Source organism: Amycolatopsis methanolica 239 (assembly GCF_000739085.1).
Lineage (GTDB): Bacteria > Actinomycetota > Actinomycetes > Mycobacteriales > Pseudonocardiaceae > Amycolatopsis_E > Amycolatopsis_E methanolica.
Window position 1 is genome coordinate 1,772,294 of the sequence record NZ_CP009110.1, and the last position, 19,798, is coordinate 1,792,091.

At 71.3% G+C, this 19,798-nt stretch carries 20 protein-coding genes and 3 pseudogenes; 15 read left to right on the forward strand and 8 right to left on the reverse strand.

Annotation, left to right across the window (positions count from 1 at the left end; translation table 11 throughout):
- Positions 1–26 precede the first annotated feature (26 nt).
- Positions 27–1,916 (reverse strand): ArnT family glycosyltransferase, encoded by a 1,890-nt coding sequence (locus AMETH_RS08660; protein ID WP_017987679.1) that lies wholly within the window; start codon positions 1,914–1,916, stop codon positions 27–29.
- Positions 1,913–3,436, reverse strand: coding sequence for a sensor histidine kinase (locus AMETH_RS08665; protein ID WP_017987680.1), 1,524 nt, complete (start codon positions 3,434–3,436; stop codon positions 1,913–1,915). Before AMETH_RS08665 ends, AMETH_RS08660 begins: the two co-directional genes overlap by 4 nt.
- Positions 3,437–3,630: 194 nt before the next feature.
- On the opposite strand from AMETH_RS08665, the gene AMETH_RS08670 reads away from it, so the two are divergent.
- The 6 genes and pseudogenes from AMETH_RS08670 (at position 3,631) to AMETH_RS42455 (ending at position 6,934) form a co-directional block, all read left to right on the forward strand.
- Positions 3,631–4,095: a hypothetical protein gene (locus tag AMETH_RS08670; RefSeq protein WP_017987681.1), complete on the forward strand. Its 465-nt coding sequence runs from the start codon at positions 3,631–3,633 to the stop codon at positions 4,093–4,095.
- A gap of 72 nt (positions 4,096–4,167) precedes the next feature.
- Positions 4,168–4,323, forward strand: coding sequence for a hypothetical protein (locus AMETH_RS37805; RefSeq protein ID WP_017987682.1), 156 nt, complete (start codon positions 4,168–4,170; stop codon positions 4,321–4,323).
- Positions 4,323–4,631: pseudogene (locus AMETH_RS42440) on the forward strand (FAD:protein FMN transferase); the annotation flags it as partial. The gene AMETH_RS37805 and the pseudogene AMETH_RS42440, both read left to right, overlap by 1 nt.
- Positions 4,582–4,854: pseudogene (locus AMETH_RS42445) on the forward strand (FAD:protein FMN transferase); the annotation flags it as partial. The pseudogenes AMETH_RS42440 and AMETH_RS42445, both read left to right, overlap by 50 nt.
- A gap of 95 nt (positions 4,855–4,949) precedes the next feature.
- Positions 4,950–6,305, forward strand: a pseudogene (locus AMETH_RS42450) (FAD:protein FMN transferase); the annotation flags it as partial.
- A gap of 293 nt (positions 6,306–6,598) precedes the next feature.
- On the forward strand, positions 6,599–6,934 hold the full coding sequence (locus AMETH_RS42455; RefSeq protein ID WP_223843187.1) for a ferredoxin: 336 nt from the start codon (positions 6,599–6,601) through the stop codon (positions 6,932–6,934).
- Here AMETH_RS42455 and AMETH_RS42460 read toward each other — a convergent pair.
- Positions 6,899–7,081 (reverse strand): PIN-like domain-containing protein, encoded by a 183-nt coding sequence (locus AMETH_RS42460; RefSeq protein ID WP_364142430.1) that lies wholly within the window; start codon positions 7,079–7,081, stop codon positions 6,899–6,901. The genes AMETH_RS42455 and AMETH_RS42460 overlap by 36 nt on opposite strands.
- A gap of 420 nt (positions 7,082–7,501) precedes the next feature.
- On the reverse strand, positions 7,502–9,046 hold the full coding sequence (locus AMETH_RS08685) for an FAD-binding oxidoreductase (RefSeq protein ID WP_017987684.1): 1,545 nt from the start codon (positions 9,044–9,046) through the stop codon (positions 7,502–7,504).
- A 219-nt stretch (positions 9,047–9,265) separates the two neighbouring features.
- On the opposite strand from AMETH_RS08685, the gene tig reads away from it, so the two are divergent.
- The 5 genes from tig to AMETH_RS08710 all read left to right on the forward strand — a co-directional run bounded on the left by tig (position 9,266) and on the right by AMETH_RS08710 (position 14,037).
- The gene (gene tig, locus AMETH_RS08690) at positions 9,266–10,657 is read left to right on the forward strand and encodes a trigger factor (RefSeq protein ID WP_017987685.1); all 1,392 of its coding nucleotides are present in this window, start codon (positions 9,266–9,268) and stop codon (positions 10,655–10,657) included.
- Positions 10,658–10,797: 140 nt separating this feature from the next.
- A complete protein-coding gene (locus AMETH_RS08695) occupies positions 10,798–11,412 on the forward strand; it encodes a ClpP family protease (protein WP_017987686.1) in 615 nt (204 codons plus the stop codon).
- A 26-nt stretch (positions 11,413–11,438) separates the two neighbouring features.
- The gene (locus AMETH_RS08700; RefSeq protein WP_017987687.1) at positions 11,439–12,068 is read left to right on the forward strand and encodes an ATP-dependent Clp protease proteolytic subunit; all 630 of its coding nucleotides are present in this window, start codon (positions 11,439–11,441) and stop codon (positions 12,066–12,068) included.
- Positions 12,069–12,294: 226 nt separating this feature from the next.
- Positions 12,295–13,590 carry an ATP-dependent Clp protease ATP-binding subunit ClpX gene (gene clpX, locus AMETH_RS08705; RefSeq protein ID WP_017987688.1) on the forward strand — a complete coding sequence of 432 codons (1,296 nt, stop codon included), beginning with the start codon at positions 12,295–12,297 and terminating at the stop codon, positions 13,588–13,590.
- A gap of 42 nt (positions 13,591–13,632) precedes the next feature.
- Entirely contained in the window at positions 13,633–14,037 is a 405-nt protein-coding gene (locus AMETH_RS08710; RefSeq protein ID WP_026153939.1) for a hypothetical protein, read from the forward strand.
- A gap of 304 nt (positions 14,038–14,341) precedes the next feature.
- Here the strand turns inward: AMETH_RS08710 and AMETH_RS08715 are convergent, their stop codons facing one another.
- Positions 14,342–15,274 carry an alpha/beta hydrolase gene (locus AMETH_RS08715; RefSeq protein WP_017987690.1) on the reverse strand — a complete coding sequence of 311 codons (933 nt, stop codon included), beginning with the start codon at positions 15,272–15,274 and terminating at the stop codon, positions 14,342–14,344.
- Positions 15,275–15,347: 73 nt separating this feature from the next.
- Here AMETH_RS08715 and AMETH_RS08720 point away from each other — a divergent pair, with 73 nt between their 5' ends.
- A complete protein-coding gene (locus AMETH_RS08720; protein WP_017987691.1) occupies positions 15,348–16,250 on the forward strand; it encodes an LLM class flavin-dependent oxidoreductase in 903 nt (300 codons plus the stop codon).
- Here the strand turns inward: AMETH_RS08720 and fdhD are convergent.
- Positions 16,234–17,091 (reverse strand): formate dehydrogenase accessory sulfurtransferase FdhD, encoded by an 858-nt coding sequence (fdhD, locus tag AMETH_RS08725; protein WP_017987692.1) that lies wholly within the window; start codon positions 17,089–17,091, stop codon positions 16,234–16,236. The genes AMETH_RS08720 and fdhD overlap by 17 nt on opposite strands.
- A 99-nt stretch (positions 17,092–17,190) precedes the next feature.
- Here fdhD and AMETH_RS08730 point away from each other — a divergent pair, with 99 nt between their 5' ends.
- Together AMETH_RS08730 and AMETH_RS41360 are read left to right on the forward strand one after the other, a co-directional pair.
- Positions 17,191–18,549 carry an L-lactate MFS transporter gene (locus AMETH_RS08730; RefSeq protein WP_017987693.1) on the forward strand — a complete coding sequence of 453 codons (1,359 nt, stop codon included), beginning with the start codon at positions 17,191–17,193 and terminating at the stop codon, positions 18,547–18,549.
- Positions 18,546–18,680 (forward strand): MFS transporter small subunit, encoded by a 135-nt coding sequence (locus tag AMETH_RS41360; RefSeq protein WP_017987694.1) that lies wholly within the window; start codon positions 18,546–18,548, stop codon positions 18,678–18,680. The genes AMETH_RS08730 and AMETH_RS41360 overlap by 4 nt, the downstream gene beginning before the upstream one ends.
- Here AMETH_RS41360 and AMETH_RS36500 read toward each other — a convergent pair.
- Positions 18,638–18,832, reverse strand: coding sequence for an SDR family oxidoreductase (locus AMETH_RS36500; RefSeq protein WP_275451570.1), 195 nt, complete (start codon positions 18,830–18,832; stop codon positions 18,638–18,640). The two genes, AMETH_RS41360 and AMETH_RS36500, sit on opposite strands and share 43 nt — an antisense overlap.
- A 62-nt stretch (positions 18,833–18,894) precedes the next feature.
- Between AMETH_RS36500 and AMETH_RS08735 the strand changes: the two genes are divergently transcribed.
- Positions 18,895–19,053, forward strand: coding sequence for a hypothetical protein (locus AMETH_RS08735; RefSeq protein ID WP_017987695.1), 159 nt, complete (start codon positions 18,895–18,897; stop codon positions 19,051–19,053).
- Between the two features lie 27 nt (positions 19,054–19,080).
- Here AMETH_RS08735 and AMETH_RS08740 read toward each other — a convergent pair whose 3' ends face one another.
- Positions 19,081–19,749 carry a GntR family transcriptional regulator gene (locus tag AMETH_RS08740; RefSeq protein ID WP_017987696.1) on the reverse strand — a complete coding sequence of 223 codons (669 nt, stop codon included), beginning with the start codon at positions 19,747–19,749 and terminating at the stop codon, positions 19,081–19,083.
- Positions 19,750–19,798 lie beyond the last annotated feature (49 nt).

Genomic DNA, 19,798 nt, shown 5'->3' on the forward strand with positions numbered 1-19,798 from the left:
CGGACTTTGAAGAAGCCTTGTGGTGACTAGGAAGTCAGGTCGTACACGGTCACACCGTCCACAGTGGTCGCCGTGAAGCTCGCGGCCACCCACTCGGCGATCTCCTCGGCCGCGTCGCTGCCGCCGGTGCTGTTGATCTCGGTGGGCTCGCCGACGAAGTAGTGGATCCGGCCGTCCGCCACGTACTGCTGGAACTGCGCCAGCGTCGGGGACGGGTCGGTGCCGTTGAACCCGCCGAGCGCCAGCACCGGGAAACCGGACGCCAGCTGGTAGCTCGCCGCCGGGTTGGAGCCGACGGTGGCCGCGACCCATGTGTAGTTCTCCGCGTCGGCCTGCAGCAGCGCGGTCATCTCGGCGCTCGGTGTCGTGGTGGTGAGCAGGCTGCCGACGCCGCCGCGCATCCCGCCGCCCCGACCACCATCGGGCGGTCCGCCCTGGCCGCCGAAGCCGCCGAACCCGCCGCTGCTCGGCCCGGCCGAGGGGATCGCGCCGGAGTGCGGCGTGGCCGCGGTCGCCACCGTGTACGCGCCGGAGCCGAGCAGCGAGGCGATCAGGGCCAGCGCCGCGACCCCGTGGGCGCCGGAGCGCGGCAGCCGGTCGGACACCAGGAGCAGCACCGCGGCGGCCAGCCCGAGCAGCAGCACCACGTACTTCAGCCAGGGCAGCCAGGTGGATTCCCGCGTCAGCAACAGGTACGCGGTCAGCGCGGTGAGCACGACACCGCTGGACAACAGCCCGGACGCGATCGGGTGCGCCCGCGCCCGCCACAACCGGACCGCGCCGGTGCCGACGAGCGTGGCGACCGCCGGGGCCAGCGCGACCGTGTAGTAGGGGTGGATGATCCCGCTCATGAAGCTGAACACGCCGGCGGTGACGACCAGCCAGCCGCCCCACAGGATCGTCGCGGCACGCGTCCGGTCGGTGCGCGGGGCGCGCCAGGTCAGCCACGCGAGCGCGCCGAGCGTGATCGCCCCCGCGGGCAGCAGCCAGGCGATCCCGCCCGCCATCTCGCTGCCGAACAGCCGCGCCCAGCTGCCGCCGCTCTGGGCGCCGCCGAGGCTGCCGACCTCGTCGCCGGTGATCCGGCCGACGCCGTTGTAGCCGAGGGTCAGTTCGAGGATGCTGTTGCTCTGCGAGCCGCCGATGAACGGCCGCGAGTCCGCAGGCCACAGCTCGACGACCGCGAGGTACCAGCCTGCCGAGACGATCATCGCGCCCAGCGCGCCGAGCAGGTGCAGCAGGCGCTTGCCCACCGACGTGGGCGCGGCGACGAGGTAGGCGATCGCGAACGCCGGGAGCACCAGGAAGGCCTGCAGCATCTTCGCCAGGAAGCCGAACCCGGCCGCGACCCCGGCCAGCGCGAGCCACTTCGGGGACGCCTTTTCCAGCGCCCGCACCACGCAGTACGCGCCGAGCACGAGCAGCAGGACCAGCAGCGCGTCCGGGTTGTTGAAGCGGAACATCAGCGCGGCCACCGGGGTCAGCGCGAGCACCGCGCCGGCCAGCAGACCCGCCGTCGGCCCGGAAACGCGGCGCACGGTGGCGAACAGCGCCCACACCGAGCCGACGCCCATCAGCGCCTGCGGCACGAGGATGCTCCACGAGCTGAGCCCGAACAGCCGCACCGACAGGCCCATGACCCACAGGGCGGCGGGTGTCTTGTCGACGGTGATCGCGTTCGCCGCGTCGCTGGAGCCGAAGAACCACGCCTGCCAGCTCTCCCCGCCGGCCTGCGCGGCGGCCGAGTAGAACGCGTTGGCCCAGCCGGACGCGCCCAGCCCCCACAGGTACAGCACCGCGGTGGCGATCAGCAGCCCGCCCAGCGCCGGGCGCACCCACACCGGCCGGTGCGGATCCGAGGTGGCGGGTGGTTCGGGGGTCGAGGGCGCGGAGCCGCGCTCGGCGAGGGCCGTCATGAGTTCACTGTGACCGCACGAGCTTGGCCGTCGTTGTGGCGTTCCTGTGCGGAACCTGTGCGCGGCAGCCGCACCTCGAACTCGGTGCGGCCGGGTCTGCTGTGCACGCCGACCGTGCCGTGGTGCGCGTGCACCACCGCGGCGACGATGGCCATGCCGAGCCCGGTGCTGCCTGCCGCGCGGGACCGCGACGAGTCGCCGCGCGCGAAGCGTTCGAAGACGTGCGGCAGCAGGGCGGGTGCGATGCCGGGGCCGTCGTCGGTGACGGTCAGGACCGCGTTGCCGTCCGCCGACACGGCCAGCCGCGTGGTCACCGTCGTGCCGGGCGGGGTGTGCGTGCGGCCGTTGGCGAGCAGGTTGCCGAGCACCTGGTGCAGGCGCTGCGCGTCGCCGGTCACCACGACCGGGTCGGGCGGCAGTTCGAGCCGCCACCGGTGCCCGGGCCCGGTGATGTGCGCGTCGCCGACGGCGTCGGCGACCAGGCGGGTCAGGTCGACCTCGCCGGCGTCGAGCGGGCGGCCCGCGTCCAGCCGGGCGAGCAGCAGCAGGTCGTCGACCAGCGTCGTCATGCGGTCGGCCTCGGATTCGACGCGGCTCATCGCGTGCGCGATCTCGGGCGGCACCCGGCCGCCGCTGCGCCGGGTCAGCTCGGCGTACCCGCGGATCGCGGCGAGCGGGGTGCGCAGCTCGTGGCTGGCGTCGGCGACGAACTGGCGCACCCGCACCTCGCTGTTCGCGCGGGCGTCGAGCGCGTTGTCGATGTGCACGAGCATCCGGTTCAGCGCGTAGCCGACCTGACCGACTTCGGTGGACGGATCGGTGTCGGTGACCGGGACGCGCACCGATAACGCGACGTCACGGCGGTCCAGCGGCAGCTCGGTGACCTTGGACGCCGCCGCGGCCACGCGGTCGAGCGGGCGAAGCGTGCGGCGCACGACAAACGCGCCGACGAACCCCGCGCCCAGCATGGCGATCGCGGCGACCGCGGCGAGGATGATCCCGACGGTCAGCAGCGTGTCCTCGGCCTGGTTCATGGGCAGGCCGAGGACCAGCACGATCCCGGCGTCGATCGTCGCGATGACCCGGTAGTCGCCGCCGGACAGCGAGATCGTGTGGGCGTGGCCGTCGACCGGGGCCGCCAGCAGCGCCGCGGCGTCGGCGGCAGGCAGCGCCTGAGCCTCGTTCTCGGGCGAGCCGGGGATGGGGGCGAGGGTGGCCGCTTCGAGCACCCGGCCGCCGGACAGCTGCGCGTACAGCGTGCCCTCCGCGGTGCCCGGGATGTGCAGCGGATCGTCCCCGGTGGGCCCGTCGAAGTGCCGGGTCCGCTCGACCGCGTCCCGCACCTGCGTGTCGACCTGCTGGGTGAGGAACCTGATCAGCGCGAACTCGCTGATCACGCCCACCACCAGGCACACGACGGCGAGCAGCGCGACGAGCGCCGCGATCAGCTTGGTCCGCAGCGGGCGGACGCGCCGCGGTCGCGTCCCGGCCCGCCGGTGGGCAGGGTGGGGCAGGTTCATGCCACGACGATCCGTCGGATTCGTGTGTGGTGCTTGTGCCGTCCTTGTGAGGCGGCTGTGTCCGTCGGCACAGGAATCCTTCATCCGTCCCGCAGTCCCAGGAATGGGGCGCCCGGCAGCCGCCGCGGAAGTGGTCCGCGCGCAAGACCGTCGCCGCGGTCGCCATCGCGGTCGGCGTCGCGAGCGCGGGTGGGGTGGCGATCTACGCGGCGAGCGGCTCGACCGACTCCTCGGCGATGAGCCAGGGCGGGCCGGGCGGCGGCATGGGGATGCCCGGCGGCGGTTCGTCGAGCGCGATGGTCAACGCGCTGCACGGCGAGTACGTCGTCGCCGACGGCAACGGCGGCTACACCACCGTGCTGATGCAGATCGGCACCGTCACCGAGGTCAGCGCGACGTCGCTGACCGCCAAGAGCGACGACGGCTACACCAGGACCTACACGATCGACAGTGACACCGCGGTCGGCGACAACGCCGACCTCAGCAGCATCGCCACCGGCGACACCGTCACGGTCGTGGCCTCGGTGTCCGGCGACACCGCGACCGCCGACACGCTGACCGAGGGCACTGCCCAGGCGGGCGCGGGCGGCCCGGGCGGCGGCCAGCAGGGCGTGATGCCGCGCCGCGACGTCGGCACCTCGGACTCGGGGGCGAACTGACGTGGACGCGCGGGAGAGCGGTGCGCGGCGGGCGGGCTGACGGTCGGCCTCGCCGTCGCGGGAGTCGCCGGGGTGACCGCGGTCGCGGGCACGGCGCACGAGGCGTCGGCGACGGTGACGGCGGGGACTTCGGAGTCCACATCGGACAGGGCGACGGTGCCCGGGTTCAGCGGCGGGGACCTGTCGCAGGGCAGCGGGCAGGCGCACGCGCAGTTGGGAGGTTCGTGATGACGCTGGTCCACGACGCGACGGTGGCCGAGTGGCCGGTGTGGAGCACGACCGCCCGGGTGGTCGTCACCGATCCGGCGGCGCTGGCCGAGGCCCGGTTCGTGGTCGAGAGCGAACTGGACGAGGTCGAGCGGGCGTGCAGCCGGTTCCGGCCGTCCGAACTGACCGCGGTCGAGGCTGCGGGGGAGGAGGTCGAGGTCAGCGAGCTGCTGGCCGAGCTGATGGGCGCCGCGCTGGAGGCCGCGCGCCGCACCGGCGGTGACGTCGACCCGACGCTCGGCGAGGCGCTCGCGCAGCTCGGCTACGACCGCTCGCTGCCGTTGCCCGCGGAAGGTCCGGCCGTGCCGGTTCGGGTGCGGCCCGCGCGGCTGGCAACGGATCCGGTTGGCGAGACGGCGGTTGCTCATCCCGCCGGGTGTCCGCGTCGACCTGGGCGCGACCGCGAAGGCGCTGGCCGCCGACCGCGCCGCGCGGCACGCGGCGGGCCGGCTCGGCACCGGCGTGCTCGTCGAACTGGGCGGCGACCTGGCGACCGCGGGTGCCGCGCCGCCCGGCGGGTGGCGCGTCCACGTGCAGGACCAGCCGGACGACCCGGCGTGCACGGTGGTGCTGCCTCCGGCGCGGCGATGGCGACGTCCAGCACGCGCAGCCGCAGCTGGCTGCGTGGCGGGCGGCTGCTGCACCACGTCCTCGACCCGCGTACCTGCCAGCCGGTCGAGCGGATCTGGCGCAGTGCCACAGTGGTCGCCGACCGCTGCGTCGACGCGAACACCTGCACCACCGCGGCGCTCGTCCGCGCCGACGACGCCGGGCGGCCGGCCGGCATGAGCACCGACGCGCTGTGGGACTTCGGGCGTGGCAGCGGGGTGGTGGCGCTGGTGCTGGTCACGGTCAGCGTCGTGCTGGGGATCCTGACCCGGCGCGGCGAACCGGTGGCCGGGCTGCCGCGGTTCGCGGTCACCGAGGTGCACCGCAACGCGAGCCTGCTGTCGGTGGTGTTCCTCGCGCTGCACGTCGGGCTCCTGTTGTTCGACCCGTGCGCGCAGCTGCGGATCTTCGACCTCGTCGTGCCGTTCGGGGGCGACTACCGGCCGTTCTGGCAGGGGCTGGGCACCGTCGCGCTGGACCTGCTAGTCGCGCTGGTCGTCACGAGCCTGCTGCGGCAGCGGGCTGGGCAGGCGGACGTGGCGCGCGGTGCACTGGCTGGCCTACGCGATGTGGCCGGTCGCTGTGGCGCACTCGCTGGGCACCGGCACCGACGCGTTCAGCGCGTGGTTCCTCGCGGGCGCGGCCGTGTGCGTGGCCGCGGTGCTCGGCGCGGCGGGGTGGCGGTTCACACGGAAGGAACTGGTGTCATGACCGTGCTCGAAGCGGCCGCCCCGGACCTGGCGGCGGCCGGGCTGACCGGTCGCGGCGGCGCGGGGTTCCCGGCGGCGCGCAAGCTGTCCGGGATGAAACCCGACGGGGTGGTGATCGCGAACGGCGCCGAGGGCGAACCGGCCAGCCGCAAGGACCACACCCTGCTCAGCGTGGTGCCGCACCTCGTCCTGGACGGGTTGCAGCTGGTCGCGGAGGCGGTCGGCGCGCGTGCGGTGTGCTGCTACGTCTCGCCCCGCAGCGCGATGGCGGTGCGGACCGCGCTGGCCGAGCGGCAGGAGTGGGACGCGCGGCCGGTCCGGGTCGTCGTCGCGCCGGAGACCTTCCTCGCCGGTCAGGAGTCCGCGGTGATCGCCGCGGTCGAGGGCCGCCGCGCGGTGCCCGCCGACCGGCTGCGCCCGGCTGTCCGCAGTGGATACCTGGTGCAGAACGTGGAGACGCTGGCCCACGTGGCGCAGATCCTGCGGTACGGCTCGGAGTGGTTCCGGTCGCGCGGCACGGCCGACGAGCCGGGCACGTTCCTCGTGACCGTCGGGGGCGCGGTGCGTTCGCCGGGCGTGTACGAGGTGCCGTTCGGCACGCCGCTGCCGGTGCTGCTGGACAAGGCCGGGGGAGCGGGTCCACTGCGGGTGGTGCTGGTGGGCGGCTACCACGGGGCGTGGATGGCGCCCGACGTCCCGCTGTCCAGGGCCGCGGCCGGCTCGCTGGGCGCCGGGGTGGTGGTCGCGCTCGGCGCCGCGGACTGCGGATTGCAGACGGCGGCGGGGATCGGGGACTACTTGGAGGGGCGGGGCGCGTGCCACCACCCGGACGGGACGGCGCGCTTCGTGCGCAGCACGCTGCGGATGTTCGCCGACGAGATCGCGCGCCACGCGCGCGGAAAATGTGTCGCGAGGAGATGGTCGTGCGCCTGCACATCGACTGGACCGCGTGCGACGGCCGGGGCCTGTGCACCGAGCTGTTGCCCGAACTGCTGGACCGGGACCCGTGGGGCTACCCGGTGCCGCCCGGCCGGGAGCCCGAGGTGCCACCCGGACTGGTCCCGCACGCCGGACGAGCGACCCGGCTTTGTGCGGGAGCCGCTCCAGATCGGTCAGCAATGGTTCGGCGCCAACGACGGGCCCTGGCTCGCCGGACGCAGGAGTGTGCGACCGGATCTGGTCTTCGAGATCGTCGTGCAGGCCGCGAACCTTCTCGATCAACAGTTCGTGTGCCGAACCGTCGATGGCTGTAACTTTTGCCCACTGCGACAGCGCAGCTTCCGCGCGCGCCGTTGCTTCGCCAGGGCATTGAGCGCCTGGTTGGCCGCGATGTCCCGGCTCGCGAGGACGTTGAGGCGGTTGCGCCAGAACTCGTGGAGTACCTGATGGGGCGCCCACAACCGGTCGCCGAGCTTGTCCAGGAGTCCCAGCAGATCATCGCGGGTCGACTAAGTGTACCGGTAGAGGTTCAACAAGACGTTGGCGTCAACAACGACCAGAGCGGTTTGCAAGGCGCGGTCGATCTCTGCTCGGTCGGCAATCGATAGCCGGGAAAGGCGTCGTAAATGCCGCCGTTTGCCACGGTGTGAACGCTCATGCGAGATTCTCCTGCCCCAGCCTTCAGGGAGCCACGGTTAGGCGCCCTCCGCCACGCGGGCCAGCATCGCGCGGAACGAGCGCTGCTCGGCGGCGCTCAGCGGGCCGAGCAGTTCGAGTTCACGATGTTCTTCCCGGAGGGCACGCCGGAGGCCGTCGTCGCGGAGCAGGCTTCGGTCGTGCGTGGTGAGCTGGAGTCCGTCCGGACGCTGTGCGAATGACGGTCAGGGCCGGTGGAAGTGCACCACGTGCACGGCCTCGTCCGGCACGGCGTGCTCCGCCAGCGCCGACCGCACCGGCCCGGCGACCTCGGGCGGTGCGCACAGCAGCCACTCGTCCACCTTCGACGGGTGCAGGCGCGCCTCCAACAGCCCGCGGATGCGGCCCGGGTCCAGCCCGCCCGGCAGGTACCGCTCGTACGAGATCGCCAGCGCCTGGCCGATGCTGTCGAACGGCCGCGTCCCGCGCGCGTACCGCAGGCTCGGGTCGCGCTCGTCGGTCCGGTAGTGCGTCACCCGCAGCCGTCCTTCGAAGCGGCGCGCGTACTCCGACAGCTCGTCGGCGAACAGCGTGTCGTTCCCGGACCGGTTCACGTACAGCAGCGTCACCCTGCTGCGGGGCGACTTCTCCAGCAGGTGCACCACGACCGGCAGCACCGGCGCGATCCCCGACCCCGCCGCGACGGCCACCACGTGCCGCGGTTCCGAGCGCAGCGTGAACGTCCCGGACGGCGGCCGCGCCAGCACCCGGTCGCCGAGCCGCAACCCCATGGCGTACCCGGAGAACCGGCCACCCGGCACCCGCTTGACGGCCACCCGCAGCTCCGGCTCGTCCGGGCACGCGCAGATCGCGTAGCTGCGCTCCACCGGCTCGCCATCGATCTCGGCCCGCAGCACGAGGTGCTGTCCCGGCGCGAACCGGAACACCTCGCGCAGCCCGTCCGACACGGCGAGGGTGACCGCGACGGCCTCGCCGGTCAGCGCGCGCACGCCGGTGACGGTCAGCGGGTGGAACTCCGACGGCGCCTCGGCGGCTGGCGCCGGGGGCTCCGGAGACCGCGGCAGTGGGATCGCGGTGTAGCGGTAGAACGGACGGCCGGGCCGCTCGGCGTGCATCCGGTGGTATCCGGTCGGCCGCTGCCGCGGGCGCCAGTCGTGGCACCACGACACCAGCGCGAGCGCGAGCCGCTGCGGCACCAGGTAGACGACCGCCAGTTCCCACCCGTGCCCGGTGCCTACAACGGCCGCGAGCACGCACGGCAGGAACACGAGCATCCCGAGCATCTCGGCGCTCTCCGCGGTCGGCCGCCCCGGCGTGGACAGGTAGCGCCACGCGTACCAGAGGTCGACAGAGGCCCAGCGCAGCGGCAGCGTCCACGCCGGGCCGCGCGTGTTCCACGGCGTGAGGTGCTCCGGCGACCCGGACCGGTGCTGGGTGAGGTGCACGTACCTGGCCGCGGGGAACCCGCCGAACGGGGACACGAACGGCACCGTCACGCGGCCGAGCGCCCCGTTCACCCACGTGAGGCTGCCCGCGGCGTGGTGCGCGGCCTCGTGCAGCACGGTGAAGAGGGCGACCACGGCGAGCGTGTGCAGCGGCACGGTCACCCACGCCGGTGAGTGCCAGACCAGGGCGAGCAGGGTCGCCCAGCTCCACAGACCCAGCCCGCAGGCGACGAGCGCGACGGTCGGCACCACCACCATCGGCAGGCGTGTCGGGGGTTCCGCCACGACCTGCGGAACGCCCTGGACCTGGGCATCGGCTGTCACGGACCGGGCTCCTGGGGACGGCGGGACGGCAGGACCAAGACGGTAGACAAGGCGTCCGCAAATGTAAACGGAGAGCATGCGCCCGTACCTCACCGCCTGGCAGGCAGGGCCGGGCCGGTGCTGTCGGGTCGCTGGCCTAGACTCGGCCTTTGGGCACAGCCGTGCCCGCTTGTCGGCTACCACCCGAAAACCAGGTTTTCACGGCTCGAGGAGAACACGTTGAAGAGCACCGTCGAGCAGCTCAGCCCGACGCGAGTCAAGATCAATGTCGAGGTGCCGTTCGACGAACTCAAACCGAACTTCGACCGCGCCTACTCCAAGATCGCCCAGCAGGTCCGCATCCCGGGCTTCCGCCCCGGCAAGGTGCCCGCTCGCGTACTGGAGAGCCGGATCGGCCGCGCGCCGGTGCTCGATGAGGTCGTCAACGAGGCCATCCCGGCGAAGTACCTGGAGGCGGTGCGGGCCGGCGAGGTGCGCACCCTCGGCCAGCCGGACTTCGAGGTCACCAAGCTCGAGGACCGTGAGGTGCTGGAGTTCACCGCCGAGGTGGACATCCGCCCGGAGATCACCCTCCCCGACTTCAGCGGCCTGTCGGTCAGCGTCGACGACGTCGAGGTCACCGACGAGGAGGTCGACGCCGAGCTGGACAACCTCCGGGCCCGCTTCGGCACCCTGAAGGGCGTCGAGCGCCCGGCCCAGGACGGCGACTTCGTGTCGATCGACCTGTCGGCCACGGTCGACGGCCAGGAGGTCGAGGAGGCGGCCACCAGCGGCCTGTCCTACGAGATCGGCTCCGGCCAGCTGGTCGACGGCATCGACGAGGCCATCATCGGCGCGAACGAGGGCGAGACCAAGACCTTCACCACCAAGCTGGTGGCGGGTGCGTACGCCGGCCGCGACGCCGAGGTGTCGGTGACCGTGCGGAGCGTCAAGGAGCGCGAGCTCCCCGAGGCCGACGACGAGTTCGCCCAGCTGGCGAGCGAGTTCGACACCATCGACGAGCTGAAGGCCGACCTGCGCGAGCGCCTGGCCAAGATGAAGAAGGTCCAGCAGGGCGTGCAGGCGCGCGACAAGATCCTGGACGAGCTGCTGGAGTCCGTCGACGTCCCGCTGCCGGAGAAGGTCGTCGAGGCCGAGGTCGAGAACCGCAAGCACGACGCGATCCACGACCTGGACCACAGCGAGGAGAACCTCGCCAAGGTGCTGGAGACCCAGGGCAAGACCCTGGAGGAGTTCCACGCCGAGCTGCAGACCGAGGCCGAGAAGGCGGTGCGCACCCAGCTGCTGCTGGACAGCGTCGCCGACGCGGAGGAGGTCCAGGTGGGTGACGCCGAGCTGACCGAGCGGATCATCTACCAGGCCCAGCGCTTCGGCATCAGCCCGGACGAGTACGTGCAGCGGGCCCAGCAGTCGGGCCAGCTGTCCGCGATCTTCGCCGACGTGCGCCGCGGCAAGGCGCTGGCGTCGATCGTGCGCAAGGCGACGGTCACCGACGCCTCCGGCGCCGAGATCGACCTGAGCGACCTCTTCGGCGGCGACGAGGACGAGGCCCCCGCGGCCGCCACTGAGACCGAGGTCACCGAGGAACCCGCGGCTGCTTCCGAGAAATAAAGCTGTCAGCGAACTTGGGCGGTACCGGGCATGCCGGGCCGCCCGAGTTCGTTAGGGTCGGTTACAAGATCTCAGCATCTTCGACAGTGCACAGTGGATCTCCCTCCGGGAGGGCCACAGCGGTGAAAAGGCAGGCAGACGTGACGCAGCACAAGGCAGAGGCTCGCAGCTCGACCGCGGGCCTCAATCTGACCGACTCGGTGTACGAGCGGCTGCTCCAGGAGCGCATCGTCGTCCTCGGCTCCGAGGTCAACGACGAGGTGGCGAACCGGATCACCGCGCAGCTCCTGCTGCTGTCCGCGGAGGACTCCGAGTCGGACATCCGCTTCTACATCAACTCGCCGGGCGGCTCGGTGACCGCCGGGTTCGCCATCTACGACACGATGCAGCTCATCGAGCCGGACGTGGCGACCTACGCGATGGGCCTGGCCGCCTCGATGGGACAGTTCCTGCTGTCCTCGGGCGCCCCCGGGAAGCGCTACTCGCTCCCGCACGCGCGCATCCTGATGCACCAGCCGTCGGCCGGTGTCGGTGGCACCGCGTCCGACATCGCGATCCAGGCCGAGGTCTTCGGCAAGTGGAAGCAGGAGCTGGCCCGGATCACCGCCGAGCAGACCGGTCAGTCGGTCGAGCAGATCATCCGGGACGGCGACCGGGACCGCTGGTTCACCGCCGAAGAGGCGCGGGAGTACGGCTTCGTCGACCACGTCCTCTCCAGGGAGAACCAGCTCCCGTCCAGCAACGGCAGCCGCTGACCGGGCCTGACGAGGAGAAAGCTCTCATGAACAACTTCCAGCTTCCGCAGTCCCGGTACATCCTGCCCGACTTCATCGAGCGGGGCACTTACGGCGAGCGGGTGATGAACCCGTACAGCAAGCTGTACCAGGAGCGGGTCATCTTCCTGGGTGTGCAGGTGGACGACGCGTCGGCCAACGACGTGATGGCCCAGCTGCTGCACCTCGAGCACGAGGACCCGGACCGCGACATCACGATCTACATCAACTCGCCGGGTGGCTCGTTCACCTCGCTGATGGCGATCTACGACACCATGCAGTTCGTGCGCCCGGACATCCAGACCGTCGCGCTGGGCCAGGCCGCCTCCGCGGCCGCGGTCCTGCTGGCGGCGGGCACCAAGGGCAAGCGCCTCGCGCTGCCCAACGCCCGCGTGCTGATCCACCAGCCGGCCACCGAGGGCACCTACGGGCAGGTCTCGGACCTGGAGATCCAGGCCAACGAGATCCAGCGGGTGCGCCGCCTGATGGAGACCACGCTGGCCAAGCACACGAGCAAGAGCGCCGAAGAGGTGCGGGCGGACATCGAGCGCGACAAGATCCTGACCGCCGAGCAGGCCAAGGAGTACGGCATCGTCGACGAGGTGCTGCCGTACCGCAAGGCGTCGCAGATCGGCTGAGGCCCGGCCCCGGGACTCTGACCCGGCCGGTGCGTGTCCTACCCGGCGCGCCCCGGCCCCCGGTTTAGGGTCTCGGGGCGCCCGGCGCCCGTTGGTCCTCCCGCGCGGCGCTCCGGGCGGGTACCGTCTAGGAGCAGCGGCCATTTTTCCCGCTGGCTCGGCGGCGAGGGCAGGAACACGATCAGGTGCGCCGGCAGGCGCACCGGAGGGGAACAGGTCAACGGTCATGGCACGGATCGGCGACGGCGGGGACCTGCTGAAGTGTTCTTTCTGCGGGAAGAGCCAGAAACAGGTGAAGAAGCTCATCGCCGGACCTGGCGTCTACATCTGCGATGAGTGCATCGACCTGTGCAACGAGATCATCGAGGAGGAGCTGGCCGAGGCCGGCGACGTCAAGCTCGACGAGCTGCCCAAGCCGCTCGACATCCACGAGTTCCTCGACCAGTACATCATCGGCCAGAGCGACGCGAAGCGGACGCTCGCCGTGGCGGTGTACAACCACTACAAGCGCATCCAGTCCGAGGACAAGACCAGTCCGAAGGACGCCAAGGACGAGCCGGTCGAGCTGGCGAAGTCGAACATCCTGCTGCTCGGGCCCACCGGTTGCGGCAAGACCTACCTCGCGCAGACGCTGGCCAAGATGCTGAACGTGCCGTTCGCGATCGCGGACGCCACGGCGCTCACCGAGGCCGGGTACGTCGGCGAGGACGTCGAGAACATCCTGCTGAAGCTGATCCAGGCCGCGGACTACGACGTCAAGCGCGCCGAGACGGGCATCATCTACATCGACGAGGTCGACAAGATCGCCCGAAAGTCGGAGAACCCGTCGATCACGCGGGACGTGTCCGGTGAGGGTGTGCAGCAGGCGCTGTTGAAGATCCTGGAAGGCACGACGGCGTCGGTGCCCCCGCAGGGCGGGCGTAAGCACCCGCACCAGGAGTTCATCCAGATCGACACCACGAACGTGTTGTTCATCGTGGCGGGCGCGTTCGCGGGCCTGGAGAAGATCATCAACGAGCGGGTCGGCAAGCGCGGCCTCGGTTTCGGCGCCGAGATCCGCACGAAGGCCGAGATCGAGGAGAGCGACGTCTTCTCCGACACGATGCCCGAGGACCTGATCAAGTTCGGGCTGATCCCGGAGTTCATCGGCCGTCTCCCGGTCGTGGCGAACGTGACGCACCTGGACAAGCACTCGCTGGTCCGGATCCTCACGGAGCCGCGCAACGCCCTGGTGAAGCAGTACAAGAAGCTCTTCGAGATGGACAACGTCGAGCTGGAGTTCACCAAGACGGCGCTTGAAGCCATCGCCGACCAGGCGGTCCTGCGCGGCACCGGCGCCCGCGGCCTGCGCGCGATCATGGAGGAGGTGCTGCAGCCGGTGATGTACGACATCCCGAGCCGCACCGACGTCGCCAAGGTCGTCATCACTGAGCAGACGGTCCGCGAGAACGTCAACCCCACGATCGTGTCGCGTCAGCCGTCCCGGCGGCGCAGCAGCGAACGTGGCGAGAAAACGGCCTGATCTGCGTGAAGGCGGCTCCTCCACGCTCGCTAAGCTAGCCGGATGAGCGTGGAGGGGGCTGGTCCCCGTTCAGGTGCCGGCGAGCGCACCGCTCCGGCCGAGGGGGCCGGGGACACCGTCGTTCCGGAGGGGCGGGACGACGTGCGTGGCATCAGCGACCTGACCTTCCGGGTGGTCGCGCCGTACCTGGGCAGCCCGATCCTGCACAAGGTCATGCTGGTGCTGCTCGGGCTGATGACGGTGGCGTGCGTGGTGGCCGCCCCCGTGCGGCTGTCGGCGCTGCCCCTGATCCCGCTCCCGGTGCTCGGCGTCGGGTTCTACGCGCTCCGCCGGGTACGCGCCGCAGACGGCGACTACCGCCCCCTGTTGCGCTGGTCAAGCCTCCTCTTCGCGGCGACGCTCATTGGCCTGTGGCTGCTGTCCGTGGTGGGCCGCTGGGTCAGCTGACCCAGCAACGACCCGCACCCCGCAAACGCAAGCCGGCAACGCAACGACACCGACTACCCCAACCAGACCTCCCCCCGATCGACAGCCGATCTTTGGTCGCCGATCAGGCGTGTCAAGGCACTCTTTCCCGCCTTGACACGCCTGCTCGGCGGCTGAAACACAATCAGGCATCGGGGGCGGGAGAGGTCGTAAGGTGACCTTTCCCGCGGCGTGAGGCGCTTTTCCGCCCGCAGGGCGGGCCCTTCGCCGTGTCAGGCGACGGGATGACCACCCAGCTACCTTGGGTTTGTTCAAAGACCCGGCGCTACGCGCTTGGGTGGTGCCGGCCTAGGAAGCTCACCATGCTCGGCACCACCGTGCGGTTGAACGAGTCGCCGTGCTTGCCTCGTGCGGTGTAGCCGATTTCGGGGCGTACCGCCGCGATGAAGCGCCGGGCGCCGTGGATGAACGCGTCTTCCGTGCCGCACCACAGTGCGGTCGGGATGCCGGCCGTCGCCTCGAGGTGGCGTAGCGGGTCCATCGACGCCCAGTCGGCTTCGTCGTGGAAGGCGTGTCGCTTCGCCATCTCCGTCCACGACAGGATGAGCGCCGGCGCCAGCAGGGCCAGCGCACCCACCGGCTGGCGGCGCTCGGCCCGGCGGCGGGCGTACAGCAGGGCCCCGAAACCGCCCATCGACATGCCGGTGCAGGCGAACGGCATCCCGTCCACGCCGCCGAGGCCGCGTTCCCGCAGCCACTGCGGCACCTCCTCCAGCAGCATGCCCATTGGATCGTCGCCGGGAACGTTTTCGTGCCAGTAGTTGTCGCCGCCGTCGACCGCGACGAAACCGTACGGCTGGACCCGCTTGCGGGCGACCTGGCTGGCCAGCTCGGCGAGCGTCCCGGTCGGCGCCGCCGTTCGCGCCCGCCCGTGCAGGCCGTGCAGCAGCAGCGACACCGGCAGGTTCCGGGACGGCGACTTCGACGGCAGCAGGATGACCAGGTCGACCATCCGGTTCCGGTACCGCGACCACACCCGCTCGACCTTCGCGACCCCGATCTGCGACGCGGGCGACGACGACGCCACACCCAACGCCCGCTGCAGCGCCTCGCTCACCGGCAGCACCCCGGTCGCCGTCCCGGCGGCGACCGCGGCGATACCCAGGCCCGAAGCGCCGGCGATCAGCACCGAGCGGCGGCTGGGCCGCCTGCGCGGTTCAGTCGCTTCGTCCTCGTCCACCTGGCCTCCCGGCGCCATTGAACATCAGTCCCGTAACCCATGTCGCGGGAAGTTCCGCAACCGATACACCGACAGGACTAATCTCGTGCCCATGCGGTTCGCGATCTCGATTCCCCAGTTCGTGGCCGACGGCACGTTCGACCCCGCCGCCTTCGGCGCGTACGTGCGGCGCGCCGAGGAGCTCGGGTTCGAAAGCGGCTGGACCCAGGAGCAGGTCCTCGGAACGGCCCCGCACCTCTCGGCGAACGAGACCATGGCGTACGCGTTCGCCTGCACCGAGCGTCTGCGCCTCGGCTGCGCCGTGTACGTCACCCCGCTGCACATCCCGGCGCACCTGGCCAAGAGCCTCGCCACGCTCGACCAGCTCAGCCGTGGCCGCCTGGAGGTCGGCGTCGGCAGCGGTGGCCGCAACCGGCCGTTCGCCGCGTTCGGTCTCGACGGCGAGGCGCACGTCGCCCGGTTCACCGAGGGGATCCGCCTGGTCAAGGCCCTGTGGACCGAGGACGTGATCGACTTCGACGGCCGATTCTGGCAGCTCGAGGGCGCCTCGATGCAGCCGAAGCCGTTCCAGAAGCCCGGCCCGCCGCTGTGGTTCGGCGGCAGCCACCCGAACGCCCTCAAGCGGGCCGTGAAGCACGGCGACGGGTTCTTCGGCGCCGGTTCCTCGACCACCGCGGCCTTCGCCGAGCAGGTCAAGACGCTGCGCGAGGTGCTGGCCGAAGCCGGGCGTGAGGACTTCCGGATCGCCAAGCGCGTGTACATCGTCGTGGACGACGACGGGGACGCGGCCCGCCGCCGCGCCGCCGACGGTCTCGCCGAGATCTACGGCAAACGCGGCCTCGAAGCGGTCGCGGTGGCAGGCACGCCCGACGAGTGCGTGGCCGGGGTGCAGGAGGTCGCCGCCGCGGGCGCCGAGCTGATCCTGTTCACCCCGTTCGCCGACCAGGCCGAGCAGATGGAACGCCTGGCCGCCGAGGTCATACCCCGGATCTGACCGCCCACATCGCGTCCGGCTCCAGGACGCGCTGGTCGCCGGTGTAGAGGTTCATGCTGGTGCCGCGCAGGAACCCGACCAGCGTCATGCCGTTCTCCTCGGCCAGCTCCACCGCCAGCGACGACGGCGCGGACACCGCCGCGAGGAACGGGACCCCGGCCATCGCGGCCTTCTGCACCAGCTCGAACGACGCTCGCCCGGACACCAGCAGCCCGCAGTCCGACAACGGGACCCGGTCATCCAGCAGCGCCCAGCCCAGCACCTTGTCGACCGCGTTGTGCCTGCCCACGTCCTCCCGCACGGCCAGCAGCGACCCGTCCGCCCGGAACAACCCGGCCGCGTGCAGCCCACCGGTGCTGGCGAACACGCGCTGCTGCTTGCGCAGCGTGTCCGGGAGCCCCGCGAGCACCTCCGTGCTCACGGCGAAAGTCGACTCCCCGGGCGCGAAGCGGGTCTTGAGCTTCACCGCGTCCAGCGCCGCCTTGCCGCACACCCCACACGAGGACGTCGTGTAGAAGTTGCGCTCCACACCCGTCTCCGGCGGCGCGACGCCCTCGGCCAGGGCGAGGTCCAGGACGTTGTAGGTGTTGCGCCCCTGGTCGTCGACGCCGTCGCAGTACCGGGCCGTGAACACGTCGTCCTTGGACGCGATGACACCCTCGGACAGCAGGAAGCCGTGCGCCAGCTCGACGTCGTGCCCTGGAGTGCGCATGGTGACGGCCAGGGACTTGCCACCGACCCGCAGCTCCAGCGGCTCCTCGGCCGCCAGCAGGTCGGCGCGCCGCGTCTGCCCGCCTTCGGTCAGCTTCCGCACCGGACGTCGCACCGTCACGCGCCCCATCGGGCACTCCAATCCACTCATCGACGACAAGAGCTTGCCGTGTCGTCGCGCATCTAGTAATAAATTGCAGGCTCAATCACCAGCGTAGGGGAGCCCGCCGTGGCCGTCACATTCCTCGACCGTTCGCACAGCATCGCGCCCCCGGACTGGAGCCGGTGGCTGATCCCGCCCGCGGCCCTGTCGGTGCACCTCGCGATCGGTCAGGCGTACGCGTGGAGCGTGTTCAAACCGCCGCTGGAGAAGGCGCTGGGCCTGTCCGGGACGCTGAGCGCGCTGCCGTTTCAGCTCGGCATCGTCATGCTCGGGCTGTCCGCGGCGTTCGGCGGCACGCTGGTCGAGCGCAACGGGCCGCGCTGGGCGATGTTCGTGTCGATGACCTGCTTCTCCACCGGTTTCCTGGTGTCCGCGCTCGGCGCGTTCACCTCCCAGTACTGGCTGGTGGTGCTCGGCTACGGCCTCATCGGCGGTGTCGGGCTCGGCATCGGCTACATCTCGCCGGTGTCGACGCTGATCAAGTGGTTCCCGGACCGGCCGGGCATGGCCACCGGCATCGCGATCATGGGCTTCGGCGGCGGGGCGCTGATCGCCTCGCCGTGGTCGAGCCAGATGCTGGAGTCGTTCGGGTCGACGCCCAGCGGCATCGGCACCTCGTTCCTGATCCACGGCGTCGTCTACGCGGTGTTCATGTCGCTCGGGGTGTTCCTGGTGCGGGTGCCCGCGGAGGGCTGGAAGCCGAAGGGCTGGGAGCCGACGGCCGCGAAGGCCCGGTCGATGATCACCACGGCGAACGTGTCGGCCGCCAATGCCATCAAGACGCCGCAGTTCTGGTGCCTGTGGGTCGTGCTGTGCTTCAACGTGACCGCGGGTATCGGCATCCTGGAGAAGGCGTCGCCGATGATCACCGACTTCTTCCGCGGCACGTCGGTTCCGGTCGGCGCCACCGCGGCGGCCGGTTTCGTCGCGCTGCTGTCGCTGACCAACATGCTCGGCCGGTTCGTTTGGTCGTCCACTTCGGACTTCATCGGCCGGAAGAACATCTACCGCATGTACCTCGGCGTCGGCGCCCTGCTGTACCTGGTGATCGCGCTCGCCGGCAACTCGTCCAAAGTAGTCTTCATCCTCGCGGCGATGGTGATCCTGTCCTTCTACGGCGCGGGTTTCGCCACGATCCCGGCGTACCTGAAGGACATGTTCGGCACCTACCAGGTCGGCGCGATCCACGGCCGCCTGCTCACCGCGTGGTCGGCCGCCGGCGTGCTCGGCCCGCTGATCGTCAACGCGATCGCCGACAGCCAGAAGCGGGCGGGCAAACAGGGCCCGGACCTCTACACCACGTCGTTCTACATCATGATCGCGCTGCTGGTGATCGGCTTCATCGCCAACGAGCTGGTGCGCCCGGTGAGCGTGAAGTACCACGAACCGGAGAGCGCGGACGCCGCGCGCGAGGAGGCGAAATGAGCACGCCGGAGCAGGTCCCCGCGCGCCGCCGGGTCTGGTTGATGACGCTGGCCTGGCTGTGGGTGGGCGTGCCGTTCCTCTACGGCCTCTACGAACTGATCCTCAAGGTCGTCAAGCTGTTCGGCGGATAGAACAGCCCGCCGCCGGCGTGGATCGTCTGCCCGGTGATCCAGCCGCCGCCGGCGGAGGCGAGGAACGCCACGATCGACGCGATGTCCGACGGCTCGCCGAGGCGCCTTAGCGGCGTCTGGGCCGTGGTCGCCGCGAGGCGTTCGGCGTCCATGCCGGCTTCCAGCGCGTCTCGCGCGGGAGCCCGACGAGAAGGACCGGCGCGTCAGCCGCGTCGTGCTGACCCCTGCGGGTGAGGAGCTGCGCGAACGGATCCGGCAGCGGTTCGCGGAACTGGTGGGGGAGCGGTTCAGCGCCTTGACGGACGAGGAACGCGCCCGGTACGCGAGCCTTGTCGAGGTCCTCGGCGGGCCGGTTCGCGCAAGCTCTCGCTGAGGCGCCGGCGACCCTGGCCCGGACTCCTCAGCGGTGCAGCTCGCGCAGGCTCTCGATCAGGCCGCGGCTGGCCGAGCGTACATGTTCCTCCGCCAGGTCGCCCAGCCCCTCGACCCGCCCCGCGCGCAGCAGCGTCGCCAGTTCGCGGTGCTCGTCCACCACGCGCGTGCGGTAGTGCTCGTGCGAGAGCCGCACCCGGTGGGCCTGGAACAGGTGCACCTGCGACCGCACCGCCTCCCACGCGCTGGTCAGCCTGCCGTTGCCGGCCATCGCGTACACGCAGTCGTGGAATTCGATGTCCAGCGCCACCAGCCGGGCCCCGTCCGCCGCACCGCTGGCCTCCTGGTCCATCGCCGCCACCAGCCGGTCGAGCTCGTCGAACTGGCCGGGGCGGCCCCGCTCGGCCGCGGTCAGCGTCGCCAGCCGGTCGAGCGCCGCGCGCACCTCGTAGACCTCGGTGATGTCGGTCTCGCTCAGCTCGATGATCCGCGTGCCCCGGTGCCACTCGCTGTGCACCAGCCCCTCGCGCTCCAGGATCGCCAGTCCCTCTCGCACCGACCCGCGGCTGACCTGTAGCGACGCGGCCAGCTCGACCTCGCGCAGTGCGCTGCCGGGCGCGAACCGGCCGGACAGGATCTCGTCGCGGATGCGGTCGGCGGCCTCCTCGGCCAGACCACGCCGCCGGGCGGGCTTCATGTCCTAATGTTGACATTCTGCCATCCGCCGGGTCAAGCTGGAGCCACCG

What these genes read in the sequence shown, in the direction of transcription:
- AMETH_RS08660 (WP_017987679.1), bottom strand. Translation starts at nt 1,916, where the DNA reads ATGACGGCCCTCGCCGAGCGCGGCTCCGCGCCCTCGACCCCCGAACCA.
- AMETH_RS08665 (WP_017987680.1), bottom strand. Translation starts at nt 3,436, where the DNA reads ATGAACCTGCCCCACCCTGCCCACCGGCGGGCCGGGACGCGACCGCGG.
- AMETH_RS42455 (WP_223843187.1), top strand. Translation starts at nt 6,599, where the DNA reads ATGGTCGTGCGCCTGCACATCGACTGGACCGCGTGCGACGGCCGGGGC.
- AMETH_RS08700 (WP_017987687.1), top strand. Translation starts at nt 11,439, where the DNA reads ATGAACAACTTCCAGCTTCCGCAGTCCCGGTACATCCTGCCCGACTTC.
- clpX (WP_017987688.1), top strand. Translation starts at nt 12,295, where the DNA reads ATGGCACGGATCGGCGACGGCGGGGACCTGCTGAAGTGTTCTTTCTGC.
- AMETH_RS08710 (WP_026153939.1), top strand. Translation starts at nt 13,633, where the DNA reads ATGAGCGTGGAGGGGGCTGGTCCCCGTTCAGGTGCCGGCGAGCGCACC.
- AMETH_RS08715 (WP_017987690.1), bottom strand. Translation starts at nt 15,274, where the DNA reads ATGGCGCCGGGAGGCCAGGTGGACGAGGACGAAGCGACTGAACCGCGC.
- AMETH_RS08720 (WP_017987691.1), top strand. Translation starts at nt 15,348, where the DNA reads ATGCGGTTCGCGATCTCGATTCCCCAGTTCGTGGCCGACGGCACGTTC.
- fdhD (WP_017987692.1), bottom strand. Translation starts at nt 17,091, where the DNA reads ATGGGGCGCGTGACGGTGCGACGTCCGGTGCGGAAGCTGACCGAAGGC.
- AMETH_RS41360 (WP_017987694.1), top strand. Translation starts at nt 18,546, where the DNA reads ATGAGCACGCCGGAGCAGGTCCCCGCGCGCCGCCGGGTCTGGTTGATG.
- AMETH_RS36500 (WP_275451570.1), bottom strand. Translation starts at nt 18,832, where the DNA reads ATGGACGCCGAACGCCTCGCGGCGACCACGGCCCAGACGCCGCTAAGG.
- AMETH_RS08740 (WP_017987696.1), bottom strand. Translation starts at nt 19,749, where the DNA reads ATGAAGCCCGCCCGGCGGCGTGGTCTGGCCGAGGAGGCCGCCGACCGC.